Genomic DNA, 17780 nt, shown 5'->3' on the forward strand with positions numbered 1-17780 from the left:
AACTAAGAATTAAATCATGTCTAAACAAATTGGCAAAATTGCACAGGTTATTGGTCCGGTAATCGACGTACGCTTCGATCTTGAAGGTGGACAGTTACCGAATATATTGGATGCTTTGGAGATCGTTCGTGGCGATCAAAAATTGATCCTTGAAGTTCAAAAACATATTGGAGAAGATATGGTTCGTACCATCGCTATGGATAGTAGTGACGGTGTGTATCGCGGAATGGAAGTTGTGGCTACTGGTAGCGCAATCAAAATGCCGGTAGGTGATAAAGTAAAAGGCCGTTTATTCAACGTTGTTGGAGAAGCGATCGACGGTATCAACGTGGTTAGCAACGAGGGTGGTAAATCCATTCACCGTAATCCGCCAAGATTCGAAGACTTATCTACAGCAACAGAAGTATTATTTACCGGAATCAAAGTAATCGATTTGATCGAGCCTTATTCAAAAGGTGGTAAAATTGGGTTATTCGGTGGTGCCGGAGTAGGTAAAACTGTATTAATTCAGGAATTAATTAATAACATCGCTAAAGGTCACTCAGGTTACTCTGTATTCGCAGGTGTAGGTGAGCGTTCACGTGAAGGAAATGACTTGTTACGTGAGATGATTGAGTCAGGCATCGTAAAATACGGTGAAGAATTCAAACATTCCATGGAAAAAGGCGGATGGGATTTAAATAAAGTAGATTTAAAAGAATTAGAAAAATCACAAGCTACGTTTGTGTTCGGTCAGATGAACGAGCCTCCAGGAGCACGTGCTCGTGTGGCTTTATCAGGATTAACCATGGCAGAATATTTCCGTGATGGAGATGGTTCGGCTCAAGGTGGACGTGATATCTTATTCTTTATCGATAACATTTTCCGTTTTACACAAGCTGGTTCTGAAGTATCTGCTTTATTAGGACGTATGCCATCAGCGGTAGGTTACCAACCAACATTAGCATCTGAAATGGGTGTGATGCAGGAACGTATTACCTCTACTAAAAATGGTTCCATTACTTCGGTGCAGGCAGTTTATGTTCCTGCCGATGACTTAACGGATCCGGCTCCTGCAACAACGTTCTCTCACTTAGATGCTACAACTGTATTAAGTCGTAAAATTGCTGAGTTAGGTATTTACCCTGCTGTGGATCCATTGGATTCTACATCACGTATCTTATCTGCTGCGGTTTTAGGTGACGAACATTACAACTGTGCTCAACGTGTGAAATTAATCTTACAACGTTACAAAGAGTTACAGGATATTATCGCCATCTTAGGTATGGATGAATTAAGTGAAGAAGATAAATTGGTAGTTGCGCGTGCTCGTCGTGTTCAACGTTTCTTATCTCAACCTTTCCACGTAGCTGAACAGTTTACAGGTTTAAAAGGTGTTTTCGTAGGTATCGAAGATACTATCAAAGGCTTTAACATGATCATGGATGGTAAAGTGGATGAGTATCCTGAAGCTGCCTTCAACTTAGTTGGTACTATTGAAGAGGCTATCGAAAAAGGTAAGAAAATTCTTGCTGAAGCAAAATAGTCAATAGTTGATACTTGATAGTAAGAAGTAATAGTTTTTGGTTAGTAGTTTTAAGCTATTGACTATAAACTATAAACTAAAAGTTTAAAAATATGAAATTAGAAATCATTACACCTGATAAAATGTTATTTGAAGGTGATATTAAGTCGGCGGTTTTTCCGGGCAGCGAAGGTAGCTTTGGCGTTTTAGACAACCATGCGCCTATGATCGCAACTTTAAAAGCCGGAAGGATTGAAATTATCGCAAGCAACAGTTCACTTCATGAGTTTTCTGTTAAAGGCGGAGTTGTTGAAGTTCTAAAAAACAAAGTTGTTGTTTTAGCCGAGTAGTCGACGAAACTTAAATAGTTTTAATAAAAAATTCCCGGGACATAAAGTTCCGGGAATTTTTGTTTTTTGAGAAAGCAATTAGACCAATACAGGATGTTGCATGACAAAAACTTAATTTACTTAGATTAAGAAGTTAATTCTATCGTCGGATATAATTCAAATCATTCTAAAACCTTCTTTCGACGAAGGCTTTAAATTGCAGGTTAAAGAATTGTTTATCGCCTGCCAATCCTAAATATTCTCCTTCTGAAAAAAAATTAAACTTCTTTCTGAAATTAACTTCTCATAAAGTTTTAGCCCAATCTGACTTTGTAGCTGACGAATGAATGAGTTAAGCCTATGGCAACGTTATCATCATCGTTTGAGTACCTGTTTACAGCTCCTTCTTCTATTTCAGGCTCTGTATATTTGTTTTGAACCCCCTAATCTCCAGGACATGAAACAAACTTTACTAGCCATTACATTTGCATGTCTTTTTACTTTTTCGTCTAAAAGTCAGTTTAATTATTCTTCTATTTGGGTGGCCTATCCCCCTGGATATGAGCTCACTTCTGGTTTCGCTACGAAACAAAAGCCAGGGTATTTTTGGATTGGTTACATGCCCACCGTTCAAAATATTCAAACCACCTGGTACATCAACAAAAATTTTTCTATTCTTGGCGCTGGTCCTTCTTCCATGTCTGTTTCTTACAAAGTATTCGATGCTTCTGCTTGTATTCCAGGAGCTCCGTTGAGCCAGGTTTTAACCGGTAATGGAGTTTCCGCAATTGAAACAAATGGCGCTAATGGGTTTCGCTATGCCATAGCAGGTTCTTACGACAAAGCGTGTTATTTCACGGCTATCGACACTGCAGGTAATGTACTTGCGGCTGTATCTTACCCTTTTCCTTATCTTCCAACAGGTTTATACCCTGCACCTTCAAAACCTCTTATCGTGGAATCTGACACCCCCGGTGAATTTTACATTTGCGGGTGTTTTGAATCGAAAATATACGTTCTTAAAGTAAATTCGGCGGGAGCTATTCTGTGGTCGTCGTTTTATGCGCTGGGACTGGGCGTCGATGCCAAAGATATTATGGCAGACCCTTACATGCCCGGACATTTTATCGTTGTGGGTCAAACAACCACTTTGTTACTCGATAAACAAGGCGTTTTTATGCGTTTAAACGGCATGACAGGAAATGTTATCATGACCAAAACCTTTGGCGACTATGGCATTCAGGAAGAATTTGGAACGGTTGTCGAAGCCCATGCTGCTACTACTTCGGGGGGAGCAGGTTTTATACTCGGCGGACAAAGACATTTTTTAAATGCTTCTGAAAAACCCTGGATACTTAAAATAAGTCCGCAAGGAACTATCGTTTGGAGCTATTTACCCTTGACTTCCGCCGGCACCAGGGGCGCCGTGGTAGATGTTACAGAGCGTTTAAATACGTTTAATAACTACGAATATTATGCGTTATTAGATTCGGATGCGGGATTACATGTGCTTAAATTAGATTATTCAGGACAACCCTTTCCAACATCTTCACCTAACGCACTTCACAACGAATTTATTTATAACCTTTCTTCTTCTCTTCCCCCAAAAGCTGCAAGCATTTCATATATCGACAACGCAGCTTCCAACAGCAATGCCGGAATTCAGGTATTTGGTACTTCCTCACACTGGCCTGGATTTTCAAGTAGCTATGTAGTGAGTGCTTATTTTAACGGAGAAATAAATTGTTATCCTACCCTTACAACTATGCAGGGCATGGGTCAGGGTTCGCTGGTTAGCTATAATGCTTTAGTTACAAGATTCGGTTCTTTTGCAGCTTGTACTAATTTTCAGGTACAAAGTTTTATTATAGGGGCAGGTATTAATTTTCCCTGTTCAGGTTTTTTAAGTTCAGGTAGCAATCAGCGTTCTATTTCAGCTACTTCTGATCTTCCGGAAAATAAAATGGAGAATTTTTCTGTTTTCCCGAATCCGACTCAGCATAAAGCTACCCTTAATTATTCAGCTTCCGATAATAGCAAAACAACGATAGCTCTTTATAATCTTGTTGGCGAATTAATCTGGAACAAAACGCTTGAAATTGCCACTGCCGGTACCTTTCAGGAAGAAATAGATTTTAATGCGCTTAACATTCAAAAAGGAATTTACATTGCAATCTGCAACAGCAATGGCAAAAACTACAAGCAAAAAATAGTTTATACCAACTAGAAACACCTGGTACTATTGAGAAGAAAAACCCAGGAATTATTCCTGGGTTTTTTGCTTAAAAAATAATGCAAGCATAACAAAGCTTCTTTGTAAATATTCGCAATCATTAGTTACATTAGTGAAAATTAATAGCAACTTGGAAAATAAATCGAAAATATCGGCCAGTATTTTTAAACTGGGAGCGCTTAACGTTTTTATTTGCATTAACTGTTTTATTCTCCTTAACTATTTTGGGAATTTCAGAATCGATCTGGCTTATCTTCTCCTTTCTTCCTTTGCTTGTTTTATAACGGGCTTTTTAATTTTGTATTACTTTTATTATGTAAGCGTTACCAGAACTATAAACGCACTTACCGAAAAAATCAGGAAACGTTTTCTAAATAACGAAATTCCTCAAAAATACAATCAATTGGAAGAACAGGATGCTATGTCACTCTTACAGGAGCGGGTAGACTTTCTTATCGAGTCACGTGAAAAAGAAGTTATCCATTTTGAAAATCTTGACAGTTACCGTAAAGAATACCTTGGTAATGTGTCTCATGAGTTAAAAACACCCGTTTTTAATATACAGGGGTATGTGGATACGCTTTTAAACGGAGGACTCGAGGATGAAACCATTAATGTGGATTATTTAAAGAGAGCCGAAAAAAGTATTGATCGTTTGATAAATATTATTGATGACCTTGAAACTATTACGCAGTTGGAGAGTGGGGGACTTGACCTGGATGTTGACAATTTCGATATAGCTCACCTTTGCAAAGATATTTATGCGGCCCTTGAATTAAATGCCGCGAAAAAAAATATTAAGCTGGAGCTAGCCCGCAAGTATGACAAGCCTATAATGGTAACAGCTGATAAATTCAGGATTCGCCAGGTGTTGGTTAACCTCATAACAAATAGTATTAAATACGGCAAAGAGAATGGCACCACACTCATTGAACTAAATTATTTGAACGACGATGTTGTTTTAGAGATCAGTGATAACGGAGATGGTATTGATGAAAAACATCTACCCCGCATTTTTGAAAGATTTTACCGCATCGACAAAGGCCGAAGCCGCGAACAGGGAGGAACCGGATTGGGCCTTGCCATTGTAAAGCACATTATTGAAGCACATGAAAAGTCTATTAAGGTGGAAAGTCAGCAGGGCAAAGGCACCAAATTCACCTTTTCTCTCCGTTCAGCTCAAGACTAGGGTTTTCAAGCTAAATTTCAACAATGAAAAAAACTTAAATTTTGGCAATTTTTAAAACTTTTAATTGCTAGACTTGCCTATTTTTACTAAAATTGCAAAAACTTTACGCTAATGGCTGAAATTCATATTACCGATATAAATTACATAGAAATCAATTCTCAAAGTGGTCTGGATTTTAAATATAAACCTGAAGTTCCAAAATTAAAATTGGTTGGAACACTTCTAATGTCTGAAAGTGAAGACGAAGAAGATGGCGTTTTATTTCTTACCCAAAAGCAATTAAACCAGGTTTTAGTTGGTAAAGATATTGATCTGAAACTTCAGGATGATCGCTGGCTTTTAGGTAAACCTCTTACAAAAGAGCAGGTTAAAAAAGTTGGTTTGGTAGATGTTGATGCTGAGTACATGGGTACTGCCGGCGAATTAAAATGTTTTGAAGCTGTAAAAGTTTCTGAATAATTTTTATAATAAATTTACCAATAGGCTGGTCCGTATTTTTTTGTGAGTGAGCTTTTGGGAAAAAGCTCATAAAACAGATAATCAAAATAAAATAAGGCTTTTAAAGTGAAAGACAGGTTGCTTAAACGCTCACCTGTCTTTTTTCTATCTTGCAAACAGAAGCGGTAGGTTACATCAGCGCCTGCTCCCAACCATTTAAAAGCTTTGTACTGCAATGTAATTCCTGGCTCGTAAATCAGTAAAATGTATTTAGGTTCGCTATTTCCTAAAGAGTATTTTTTACTTTCCTGGAACCATAAATAGCCTGTGCCTAATTGAATAGGAACACTGAGCTGCCAGTGCTGAGTCTTGTGAAAAACAAAATCGATGTAGTAGCAGGCATACACAAACTTCAGGTATTTTTTTTGCACCTCAAGTTTTCCGTCAGCGCCTAAAACATAAAAGTCTTTGGTAACATTTGTTTTTAACCAGGAATATCCATCTGTTTTTAACCAGCTAAATCCCGCTCCAAGCCTGAGTTTTCGCTTAAACGTTAAACCGATGCGCACACCGCTTACGCTGGTGAGTTCGTTGCCAATTATGCTGGCGCGCGATTCCAGGCGAACGTCGATACTGTACTTATGTTTCATCAGGTCACGGATGGTATCCAATAACTGGGCTTTTCCACTAAAAGAGAAAAAAAGAAGAAGAACTATAATGCCTGGTTTGCGCACTTCACAAAAGTAACTGTATAACCTTTTTAATCATTTTAGGATACGCAATTGTTTCAACAATCTACTTGTAGTAATTTCGCTGTTCTTATATGTATTGCCCCGTTTGAATGAAATGCTCGACACGCCTATTGAATATTTAAAAGGTATTGGTCCACAAAGGGCTGAGGTTCTAAAAAAGGAACTAGGCATCTTTATTTACCGCGACCTCTTAACTTATTATCCTTTTCGATATGTCGACCGCACCAGGTTTCATAAGATTGGCGAAATTTCTGAAGAGCTTCCTTACATACAACTTCGCGGTGTTATAGAACGCATGGAAGTAATAGGACAAAAAAGCGGGAAGCGCCTTTCCGTAATGTTCAGGGATACTACGGGCATGATAGAATTGGTTTGGTTTAAAGGCTATAATTGGGTCGCACAGAAACTACAACTAGGAATAGAATATGTAGTATTTGGAAAACCTGCCAGCTTTAACGGACGCTTTAATCTGGCACATCCCGAGATAGAGCCTGTAACAGAAGAGTTTTTAAAGCAGCAATCCGCTTTTCAATCTGTTTATAATTCCACAGAAAAATTAAAAGTGCGGGGCCTCGACAGCGAGGGAATTCGTAAAGCACAAAGAGCTTTAGTGAATCAATTGCAACCCCAGCACCTCGAAGAAACCTTAAGCGAGGAGGTTCTGGGTGATCATCAATTAATGGGTCGCCATAAAGCTTTGCAACAGATTCATTTTCCCGACAACGCGCAGTCTTTAAAAAAAGCTGAATTCAGGATAAAATTTGACGAGTTATTTTACATCCAACTACGTTTGTTGAGACTCAATAAGGTGCGGGCAAACACCGTGCAGGGATTTGTTTTTCCGAAAGTAGGAGAGATCTTTAATGATTTTTTCGCGAATCATTTACCTTTTCAACTCACTAATGCACAAAAGCGTGTGTTAAAAGAAATTCGTATCGATACGGGAAGTGGCAGACAGATGAACCGTTTATTGCAGGGCGATGTGGGAAGCGGTAAAACCCTGGTTGCTTTAATGAGCATTTTACTCGCAATTGATAATGGTTTTCAGGCTTGTTTAATGGCGCCAACAGAGATTCTGGCGCAACAGCATTTCGAAACTTTTAAAACATTATTAAAGAACATGAGCGTTGAAGTAGCCATACTTACTGGTTCTTCGAAAACAAAAGCAAGAAAATTAATACATGCTCAACTCCTTAGTGGTGAAATAAAAATTCTGATAGGAACACATGCGTTGATTGAGGATATTGTGCAGTTTCAAAACCTCGGACTGGTTGTAATTGATGAGCAACACCGCTTTGGTGTGGCACAACGCGCAAAATTAAGAGCGAAAAACGTCAACCCTCCACACATGCTGATCATGACGGCGACGCCCATTCCGCGAACGCTGGCTATGACGCTATACGGGGATCTCGATACAAGTATTATTGACGAGCTGCCTCCCGGAAGAAAGCCTATAAAGACCGTGCATTACATGGAAAACCAGCGCCTGCGCGTGTATGGCTTTATCAAAGAACAAATTGCACTGGGAAGACAGATCTATATAGTTTACCCACTTATTCAGGAAAGTGAAAAAATGGATTACCAGAATTTGCAGCAAGGCTACGATAATCTTATTCTTGAATTTCCAATGCCAAAATACCAGGTTAGTATTGTGCATGGCAAGCTCACCAATGAGCAAAAAGAATTTGAAATGCAACGTTTTGTAAAGGGAGAAACACAAATTATGGTAGCTACTACGGTTATTGAAGTGGGGGTAAATGTGCCTAACGCTAGCGTGATGATTATTGAAAGTTCCGAACGTTTTGGATTGTCACAACTGCATCAGTTAAGAGGCCGGGTAGGGCGTGGAGCCGAACAAAGTTTTTGCATTTTAATGACCGGTTTTAAGTTGGGAGCCGAAAGCAAATTACGCATGGAAACTATGGTGCGCACCAATGATGGATTTGAGATTAGTGAAGTGGATTTAAAATTGCGGGGCCCTGGCGATATTGAAGGTACACAGCAAAGTGGAGTGATGGATCTGAAATTGGCCAACCTGGCGCAGGATGGTCAGATCTTACAGTTGGCAAGGCAAACGGCACAGACTTTGCTGGATGAAGATGCAAATCTTGAACTTCCTAAAAACAGGGTCTATCTGGAGCATCTCAGCGCGCAGCAGAAAAACAGACAAAACTGGAGTAAGATTGGTTAACCAGGTGTTTTGTCAGAATGAGATATTCGCCTCTTGATGGGGGTATTGACCGCAATTTTGAAACTATTTTTGCCACATGAGAGTATATAGAATAACTTACCCCGGAAACTATTTTCTCGAAACTACAGGCAAAAAATGACTAACTATTTGTTCGCTAAATCCTGGCAATTTTTTTTGCTGCTTTTCATCTTTTCAGGCTTCCTTCACGGGCAATCGATAACTACAACAACCGTAAGTGGCACTTCTCCGTATTGTGCCGGAACGTCTGTTAACGTTACCTATACCATCAGCGGTACCTTTTCTAACACACCATCTAACAATGTATTCACAGCCGAACTTTCTGATATCAATGGAAGTTTTGCCAGTCCGGTAACGATTGGAACGCGCACAGCTACTAACGGTGGCGTTATTGCATCTGTAATTCCATTTACTACGGCTAGCTCCATACTTTACCGTATTCGTGTTAAGAGTTCTAATCCCGCTATTTTTGGATCAGACAATGGATATAATTTAACTATCAATGCGCCTACGATTAGTACACCCACAGTGTCAGCTTTGCAAATTTGTCAAAATGACGGATTTACTGTTGCTTTCTCAAAGACCTGTAATTTTGGAGCTGGAAACGTTTTTTCATTTCAACTATCCAATGCTTCCGGAAGTTTTGCTTCACCAGCCACACTGGCAACTTATACAAACGTAAACGCAGGAACTTATAATATCACAATGCCAACCTCTGTGGCCGCGGGCTCAGCTTACAGGATAAGGGTAGTGAGTAGCAATCCGGTTATCACCAGCGCCGACAATGGATCTGATATAGTTGTGAGTGCCGCTGCAGGTAATCCTACAGTTGCAGGCACAGGGGGATGGAACGCTTATTGTTTTAACGCCTTTAATAATTACACGCTCAATTACCAGGGTTTCTATACAGAAACTGCGATGAACATTAACACGCAAAATATGTGGGTTAATGCCAATAGCCCGAGCAGTGCCACCAGTAATGGATTTGGAACGGGATATGCCGGCTGTCCTTTTGGAAATCAAAATTATTCGATTTCTTATCTGAGAACAAATTTTACCTGTGGCTACTACCAGATTGACATTCCCGGGCATGACGATAATATCTACCTGTACGTAAATGGCTCACTGATATATCAACACGCGGGTTGCTGCGATGCGCATACAAACGTTTGGACGGGTTTTATAGGTCCAAGCACTACGGTTGAATGTCGTTTTACCAATGGGGGCGGGCCGGGTTACATGAGTGTTAATTTTGTGCCCGTAAATCCTCTAACCGTTAGTCCTCCGCCAACAATCTGTTCCGGCACTTCCAGTTCGCTTACAGTAAGTAATTCCAACGGATTGCCTCTAACTTATTCCTGGTCACCGGCGGCTTCATTAAATTCACCAACAGGAAGTATGGTGGTAGCCTCACCAACTATTACCACAACTTACACAGTTGCCGGAATAGACGGAACAACCGGTTGTCCGGTAACAACTACATTATTAGTGACCGTTAATCCTGTTCCAACCACAACTATGGTGGCAACTCCAACGCTTATTTGTACCGGAGTATCCACTGCAACAATGATCGCAGGAGGCGCAAATACTTATAGTTGGTCTCCTTCAGCAGGTTTAAATACAACAACGGGTAATTCGGTTATTGCCAATCCAACCATTACAACAAGTTACACGGTTAGTGGTTCTAACAATTGTTCTGTAGTAACCGTGGTAAGAACCATTTCTGTTCAAACTCCACCAGTTTCACCTGCAACTACTGTATTCGGAAACGGCACCTGGAATGCCTACTGTCACAGCAATGCAACGCTTAACAGCTATTTCGGATATTACACAGAAAATAACCTCAGCTTCGATAGCCAGGTACGGTGGAACAGTAACAATGGCCCGAGCACCTGTACCAATACATCAACAGGATTAGCCTACAGCGGTTGTACTTTTCCCGGGAATCCCTGGTCTATCAGTTACAAACGTACGAACATTCCCTGTGGCTATTACCAGATAAATATTCCTGGTCACGACGATGGTGTTTATCTTTATATTAATGGCGTACAGGTCTATCAGCACAACGGTTGTTGCGATGCGCATACCGCTGTTTGGACTGGTTTTATTGGCCCTGCCACTACAGTAGAATTTCAAATAGTAAACACCGGTGGTCCGGGGTACCTGGCAGTAACTTTTTTAACCATTCCTTACCCGGTGTTAGGTCCACCGGTAACCATCTGCGCAGGAACTTCCGCTACCTTAACCGCTGACATGATAGCCGGAGCAGGCTATTCCTGGACACCCTCTGCCTCTGTAGCTTCACCCGCAAACTACACCACGGCTGCGTCACCAACCATCACTACAAATTATACCTGCACTATTACCGATGCAATAACAAGTTGCAGCGCTTCTGCCAATGTGCTTATCACCGTAAGTCCCACTACAGCAGTATCTGTGAGTCCGGTAACTTCCACCGCTAATTGTTCTGCCAACGTATATACTTTAACGGCAACCGGAGCCAATACTTATTCCTGGCTTCCCACAGCCGGATTAAGTTCTGCAACGGGATATACTGTAGTTGCTTCGCCGAGTGTGACAACGGTTTATACTGTTACGGGAAATAATAATTGTGTTACCTCTTCAGCTACTGCAACGGTTGTGGTATTGCCGCTTATTTCACCCACTGTATTTCCTACTACCGCATGGAATGCCTATTGTTATGGAGATGTTTCGCAAAGCAGCTATTACGGCTATTACACAGAAAACGGAGTAGGGGCAAGCGGTTACAATTTTTCAACTGCCACACGTTTTTCAAGTACTACCCCAATTCCTTCAAATGCCAATGCTACAAATGGACTGGCTTATTCTGGCTGTTCATTAACAGCCAGTAATTGGTCTATCAGCTTTAAACGCCGTGGGTTTACCTGCGGCACCTATTCTATAAATGTTTTTCATGACGATTATTTTTATCTTTTTGTAAATGGTGTTCAGGTTGCACAACATACTAACGGCATTAACGATACGCACAATGGTGTTTGGACCGGAGTACTAAATCCAAGTTCAACGGTAGAGTTTATCTTGGTTCAGACTACAGGTAATGGCGTTTTGTCTGTAACCCTTGCAGCTATTGCTATTCCTGCTGCACAGAGTACATGGATAGGAACAACAAGTTCAGATTGGTTCACTAGCTCTAACTGGTGCGGTAACGGTGTTCCAACCGCAACGTTAAATGTTGTCATTCCTGGTTCTGGTCCTCAGTTTATGCCGGTAATTTCTGCTGCAGGTGCTCAGTGCAGAAATATAAACGTAGGATCGCCTGTAAATGCAGGTACATATAATTCCGCTCTTCCTGCCGCAAGTTTGGGTATTTCCGGTGCTTTTGCACTGGATGTTTATGGTGATTGGATTAACGGCGGAATTTTCAGCACGGGTTCTGGCTCTATCAATATTTTGGGATCTATAGCTAGTACATTTAGTTGTGCTTCCACAACAACCGAAACTATTTATAATCTTACGGTTAACAAAACAGGAACTGTGGGTATAACCATGAATGGCGGTATGCATAGCATTAGTAATAGCCTGGTGTTAACGAACGGCAGAATTAATCAAACATCTTCTCTAACCATTTTGAATGGAGCAACCGCAACCGGACAAAGCAATGCCAGTTATGTTAATGGTCCAATAGCAAAAATTGGAACCAATGCATTTACATTTCCTGTAGGTACCGGCGGGTCTTACAGACCCATATCCATATCATCTCCCACGGCTTCTACCGATTATTTTGTAGCTCAGTATTTTTATGGTGATCCCAACGGATTATATTCAGCATCTTTAAGAGATGCTTCTCTAGATCACGTAGGGCGTTGCGAATATTGGATTCTTAACAGAGCATTGGGAGTTACTTCCAATGTAAGCGTTACTATGACCTGGGACCCGAATAGTTGTGCTATAAATAATTTACCTGATTTAAGAGTAGCAAGGTGGGACGCTGGTCAGGTAAAATGGAAAGATCAGGGTAACGGTGGTACAACAGGAACAAATTCAGCTGGTTCTTTGATAACCAGTGGACCGGTCCCAAATTTTAGTCCTTTTAATTTTGGGTCGGCCACGGCATTTAATCCTCTGCCTATTTCATTAAAAACCTTTTATTGTTCAATGCGTGATAGAACTCATGTGGATTTAGTATGGGTAACGTCTTCAGAACACAACAATGATTTTTTTGACGTAGAGTCTTCTTACGATGGTCTTACTTTTAAAACTTTAGGAAGGCTTAAAGGAGCAGGGGAAAGTCGAAGGGAAGTGACATACAATTACACTGATTTAAGGACTGGAAACGCAACTGTTTATTACCGCCTCAAACAGGTGAATTTCGATAATACATTTTCTTATTCTTCAATTTGTTATGCAGGGGAGAATTCAGACCCTTCCATCAAAGTGTATCCTAATCCCGTTACCGACAGGCTCAGCGTGGAGTTTAATCCATTGCTCGGAACACCACAGAATGTCCATTTACTAAGTGCATTGGGAGCAGAGATGCCGTTTGGCATAAGTAACTCTGATGGGACAATGATTTTAACTACTTCAGAATTAACTACCGGGATTTATTTTCTTGAATTTATATTGCAGGATAAAAAAACGGTTTTCAAAGTGAATGTTCTCAAATAAGTGACCCCGCAAAACTACATGAGCCTGTTATAGTTTATACCATTCCGTTAAGATTTTAATTTCGTCTTAAATTTTTGGCCTTTAGTCTAATAAACATATATATTCGCCGATTTTATGTGTTTTTTTATTTATTTTTAACATCTACAAATCCGGCAACGGAGTTGTATCGTAAGTGGTACGTTAGATGGCGGAGTAAATAGACACACCCCAACCTCTAAAAGTATTATGAAACAGAACTTAACCCTCTGCTTGCTATTGCTAAGCTTAATAGGCTTTTCGCAGGCGCCTGAACTTATTAATTATCAAGGTATCGCGCGTGATGCGAGCGGTGCCGCCATTGCAGGAAACGTCGATTTAAAATTTGACCTACACCAGGGCGGAGCCACTTCTCCGACAGTATTCACCGAAGCTCAAACGGTTAACACCACTTCGTTGGGACTTTTTTCCACCCAGATTGGTAAGACCTCTAACTTAGGTGCAATTGACTGGCAGTCGGGATCTCTTTTTTTAGAAGTTTCTCTTAGATTGTCAGGAGGCACTTATACTAGTCTGGGCACCCAGCAATTGGTAAGTGTTCCTTTTTCCATGCTGGCTAAATCTGTTCCTGCCTCCTACACCAATAATGTTTTAACTATAGGGTCAAATGCTTTTACTTTGTCGCCTTCTACAGGGGCGGTGTATACGGCAAGTACGGGCATTGCTATAACTTCGGGATCTATCCTTACTAACACGGCTCCTGATGTTCCTGTAACTTTTACTTCTACCAGTACTAATATTGCCGTCAATGGAACATATCCAAATTTCAGTCTCTCTTATACAGCTCCCGCGAATGCGTCCACGTCTTTAACGCTAAATGGAGCTGACAATAATAGTCTTAGCGCAGGAAGCAACACCGTGGTTCTTAACACCTACACAGCGGGTGCAGGTTTAACTATAAGTGGCGGACCTAATTACACGATTTCATCCTCAGTGGCAAATCCCACCATTACCGGTGTTGGGGCAGCAGTAGTAACACCAACCACGGGTACAAATTTTGTGGTGAGTGTTGCCAATCCAACATTATCAAGTTCAGGAAACAGTGTTACATTAACACAGGGCACACTGGTAACAACAGCCACTATAGCTGCAACGCCTGCTACGTCTTTATCAGCGGGTACCAACGTTAATATAGCAGGAACAAATCCTTATACCATTGCAGCAACTCCGACTTTAAATTTATTAACGGCCAACACCTTAAGTATAAGCGGAGGGAATTCAATAACGATTGCTCCTACAGTTTCTGTTTCCGGAAATGGATCATTGAGCGTGGGACCTTTAACGAACAGTGTAAACATTGCTCCTAATTTATTAGGAACAGGTGCTGTGTCGGTTAGCGGAACCTTTCCAAACTACACAATTTTTGCAACTCCGGCCGGAAGTGTGACGGTTATCTCAACAACGGTAACGGGCACCAATCTGGCAAATGTAACTTCTACAGCCACCAATTTATATAATGTAGATGTTCAGCCTCCCACTTTTACACCAGCGGGTCCGGTAAGTATCAGCGGTACTTATCCTAATTACACAATTAATTCAAGCGCAGGAGTAACGTACACAAATGGAACAGGTATTAGTATTACTTCAGGATCTATCATTACCAATACTTCTCCTAACATAACACCTACCATTGTTATAACAAGCACTGCAGCAGCAGGGTCGTCGGTAACAAGTTCAGGAAGTTCGTTCAGTATCAATGTTCCACCGGCAATAATCTCCAGTTCAGGAAATACAATTACAGTGACACATGGCACAACCATAACTACAGCAACGATCTCTGCAGGCCCCACAACAAGCTTAGTTCCGGCAGGTGTTGTAAGTATGACCGCAACAGGCACCAACTCATTTATAGTTGGAGTTCCGGGTCCAACTTTAACCAGCAATGGTAATACTTTAACCATTACCCAAGGTACAGCAGTAACGTCGGCAACAGTGGCAGGCAGTCCAACTACAAGTTTAGTTCCGGCAGGTGTTGTAAGTATGACCGCAACAGGCACCAACTCATTTATAGTTGGAGTTCCGGGTCCAACTTTAACCAGCAATGGTAATACTTTAACCATTACCCAAGGTACAGCGGTAAGTACGGCCACTGTTCCGGCTTCTATAACTTACACCAACGGTACGGGTATTTCCATCACCTCAGGATCTGTTATTACCAATGCAAATCCCGACCAGGTAGTAACACTTGCTAACGGAGCTAACATTTCCGTATCTGGAACTTATCCTGCATTTACTATTGCATCTCCTTCACCAACCTTTACACCAAACGGACCAGTAACTATAACGGGCACCTATCCATCTATGACGGTTAACTCCACTGCAGCGCCTGTGTATACAAATGGTGCGGGTATTTCTGTTACAGGATCTGTGATTACAAATACAAGTCCCAACCAAACAGTAAGCGTTGCAAGCGGCGCTAATATAAATGTTTCAGGAACTTATCCGGCTTATACTATTTCCTCTCCAACGCCTACTTTCACACCGAGCGGTCCGGTAACTATTACAGGAACTTATCCTAACATGACAATCAACTCTACCGCAGCAGTTACCTATACAAACGGTACAGGTATTTCCATTACATCAGGCTCGATTATTACTAATACAAATCCAGACCAGGTGGTAACTGTGGCAAGTGGTTCAAACATTAACGTTTCAGGAACTTATCCTGGTTATACCATTTCCTCTCCAACACCCACCTTCACACCAAATGGACCGGTAACAATAACAGGAACTTATCCCTCCATGACGGTAAACTCTACCGCAGCGCCTTCGGCCAGCTTTACACAAGGGGGTATTGTAAACATCAGTACAATTACAGCAAATTCATATAGTATCAGTGTATTGCCTGCAACCATAGCTGTAACTTTCTCGGCTGCTGCGAATCCAGCTGTTACAACTACCGGAAACTCTTTTAATATTAATATTCCACCGGCTGTGGCTCCGAATATTACTGTCTCTTCGTCTCTTGCAGCGGCGGGGATCTCTACAACAAGTGCAAATAATTTTAATATCAATGTTCCTTCTCCAAACATTGTTGTGTCACAAACGGCTGGTGCTGTGGGCATCAGTACCACAAGTGCAAACAATTACAACATCAACATTCCTTTAGCGAATGGTGCATGGGGACTTTTAGGAAATGCCACCACCACTGCAGGAACCAATTTTATAGGAACTACAGATGCCAGGGATCTGCAATTTAAAACCAATAACACGCTCGCTATGGTTATTAACACTTTGGGCAGCGTAGGTATAGGAACAACAAGTCCTGCTTCTAAGTTTCATGTGAGTAACGGAGCGGCAAGCGGGGCAACAGGTTATTTTGAAATAAACAATGCCTCCGGAAGTGGCGATGCTCTTATAGCTCTGAGCTCCTCCGGAATTAACAACACTTATGCATTAAGAGCCATTAATACCAATACTACCACATTAACGTCGTACGGCGCCATGATTGAAGGCGGAACAATATTAAGGCCTAAGAATGTAGCTTCGGCTTTTATTCTCAAGGCTCAGACCAACGGAGGTTCAGATCTTTTTACCATTCGTAACGACGGAGCTGTAACTATGAGCACGTCTGCAACCGGCAATGATCTTACCATTTTTAATAGTGGAACGAATGCGGGTATACAATTAAAAAACTCTTCGTCGGCAAGTTTTGGATTTATTATTGGACAGAACACTATTGCAACCAATGTCTTATCTTATGAAAACACTCCTATGTATTTTGGGAATAATGGATCAAATAAAATGGTTCTTTCAGCAGCAGGAAATCTGGGAATAGGGTCGGGGGCGTTTGCGCCAACGGCAACTTTAGAGGTTGCGGGTACAGTAAAGATTGCAGATGGAACGCAAGGGGCAAACAAAGTGCTTACTTCCGATGCTTCCGGAAATGCTACCTGGCAAAATACCGGAGTTCCGGCCGGGGCAATTATGGCTTATGGCGGTACAGTTATTCCCACGGGTTGGACGCTTTGCGATGGAACAACTTTGAGTCGTACCACTTACTCTGTATTATTTGCAGCTATAGGCACCGCCTGGGGCGTAGGAAATGGAACCACCACCTTTAACGTACCCGATATGCGGGGAATGTTTTTGCGAGGGGTAGATGGAGCAGCGTCTAATGACCCGGATGCATCATCAAGAACAGCTACTAATAGTGGAAATGCAGGTAATAATGTAGGTAGTAAACAGGCAGATGAATTTGAAAGTCACACGCACAGTATTAGTAATGTAGGGAGTACAACATTAGCAGGACTTGGTTTGACTAATTTGCTTAGTCCAAGTGGCACTTCCAATACAAATGCCAGTGGCGGAAGTACTGAAACCCGCCCTAAGAATGTGTATGTATATTACATGATAAAGCATTAACGCTAAATCTGATAATTTGGCAAAAAATGGGTCTGAAATCGGTGAAAAATGCTTTAAATGCAGGTTTTCTGGTTATTT

The 17780-nt window shown here is 41.2% G+C and carries 9 protein-coding genes; 8 read left to right on the top strand and 1 reads right to left on the bottom strand.

The annotated features are described in order from the left end of the window. Positions 1–16: 16 nt before the first annotated feature. The 5 genes from CNR22_17050 to CNR22_17070 all read left to right on the top strand — a co-directional run bounded on the left by CNR22_17050 (position 17) and on the right by CNR22_17070 (position 5714). Positions 17–1525 carry a F0F1 ATP synthase subunit beta gene (locus CNR22_17050; protein ID PBQ33414.1) on the top strand — a complete coding sequence of 503 codons (1509 nt, stop codon included), beginning with the start codon at positions 17–19 and terminating at the stop codon, positions 1523–1525. A gap of 92 nt (positions 1526–1617) precedes the next feature. Then, entirely contained in the window at positions 1618–1854 is a 237-nt protein-coding gene (gene atpC, locus CNR22_17055; GenBank protein PBQ33415.1) for an ATP synthase F1 subunit epsilon, read from the top strand. Positions 1855–2176: 322 nt separating this feature from the next. Further along, on the top strand, positions 2177–4060 hold the full coding sequence (locus tag CNR22_17060; protein ID PBQ33416.1) for a hypothetical protein: 1884 nt from the start codon (positions 2177–2179) through the stop codon (positions 4058–4060). A gap of 154 nt (positions 4061–4214) precedes the next feature. Beyond that, on the top strand, positions 4215–5255 hold the full coding sequence (locus CNR22_17065; GenBank protein ID PBQ34933.1) for a two-component sensor histidine kinase: 1041 nt from the start codon (positions 4215–4217) through the stop codon (positions 5253–5255). 111 nt (positions 5256–5366) lie between these two features. After that, positions 5367–5714, top strand: a complete 348-nt coding sequence (locus CNR22_17070; GenBank protein PBQ33417.1) for a hypothetical protein — start codon at positions 5367–5369, stop codon at positions 5712–5714. 14 nt (positions 5715–5728) lie between these two features. Here the strand turns inward: CNR22_17070 and CNR22_17075 are convergent, their stop codons facing one another. Next, positions 5729–6427, bottom strand: a complete 699-nt coding sequence (locus tag CNR22_17075; GenBank protein ID PBQ33418.1) for a hypothetical protein — start codon at positions 6425–6427, stop codon at positions 5729–5731. 112 nt (positions 6428–6539) lie between these two features. Here CNR22_17075 and CNR22_17080 point away from each other — a divergent pair, with 112 nt between their 5' ends. The 3 genes from CNR22_17080 (at position 6540) to CNR22_17090 (ending at position 17702) form a co-directional block, all read left to right on the top strand. Continuing rightward, a complete protein-coding gene (locus CNR22_17080) occupies positions 6540–8636 on the top strand; it encodes an ATP-dependent DNA helicase RecG (protein ID PBQ33419.1) in 2097 nt (698 codons plus the stop codon). A 135-nt stretch (positions 8637–8771) separates the two neighbouring features. Beyond that, entirely contained in the window at positions 8772–13301 is a 4530-nt protein-coding gene (locus tag CNR22_17085; protein ID PBQ33420.1) for a hypothetical protein, read from the top strand. Positions 13302–13526: 225 nt separating this feature from the next. Then, the gene (locus tag CNR22_17090; protein PBQ33421.1) at positions 13527–17702 is read left to right on the top strand and encodes a hypothetical protein; all 4176 of its coding nucleotides are present in this window, start codon (positions 13527–13529) and stop codon (positions 17700–17702) included. The last annotated feature ends 78 nt before the right edge of the window (positions 17703–17780 follow it).

Source organism: Sphingobacteriaceae bacterium, from assembly GCA_002319075.1.
Taxonomy (GTDB): Bacteria; Bacteroidota; Bacteroidia; order B-17B0; family Aurantibacillaceae; genus Aurantibacillus.

Excerpts from the sequence above, each read along its gene's own strand:
- CNR22_17050 (PBQ33414.1), top strand. The coding sequence starts at position 17 with ATGTCTAAACAAATTGGCAAAATTGCACAGGTTATTGGTCCGGTAATC.
- atpC (PBQ33415.1), top strand. The coding sequence starts at position 1,618 with ATGAAATTAGAAATCATTACACCTGATAAAATGTTATTTGAAGGTGAT.
- CNR22_17060 (PBQ33416.1), top strand. The coding sequence starts at position 2,177 with ATGAATGAGTTAAGCCTATGGCAACGTTATCATCATCGTTTGAGTACC.
- CNR22_17070 (PBQ33417.1), top strand. The coding sequence starts at position 5,367 with ATGGCTGAAATTCATATTACCGATATAAATTACATAGAAATCAATTCT.
- CNR22_17080 (PBQ33419.1), top strand. The coding sequence starts at position 6,540 with ATGCTCGACACGCCTATTGAATATTTAAAAGGTATTGGTCCACAAAGG.
- CNR22_17085 (PBQ33420.1), top strand. The coding sequence starts at position 8,772 with ATGACTAACTATTTGTTCGCTAAATCCTGGCAATTTTTTTTGCTGCTT.
- CNR22_17090 (PBQ33421.1), top strand. The coding sequence starts at position 13,527 with ATGAAACAGAACTTAACCCTCTGCTTGCTATTGCTAAGCTTAATAGGC.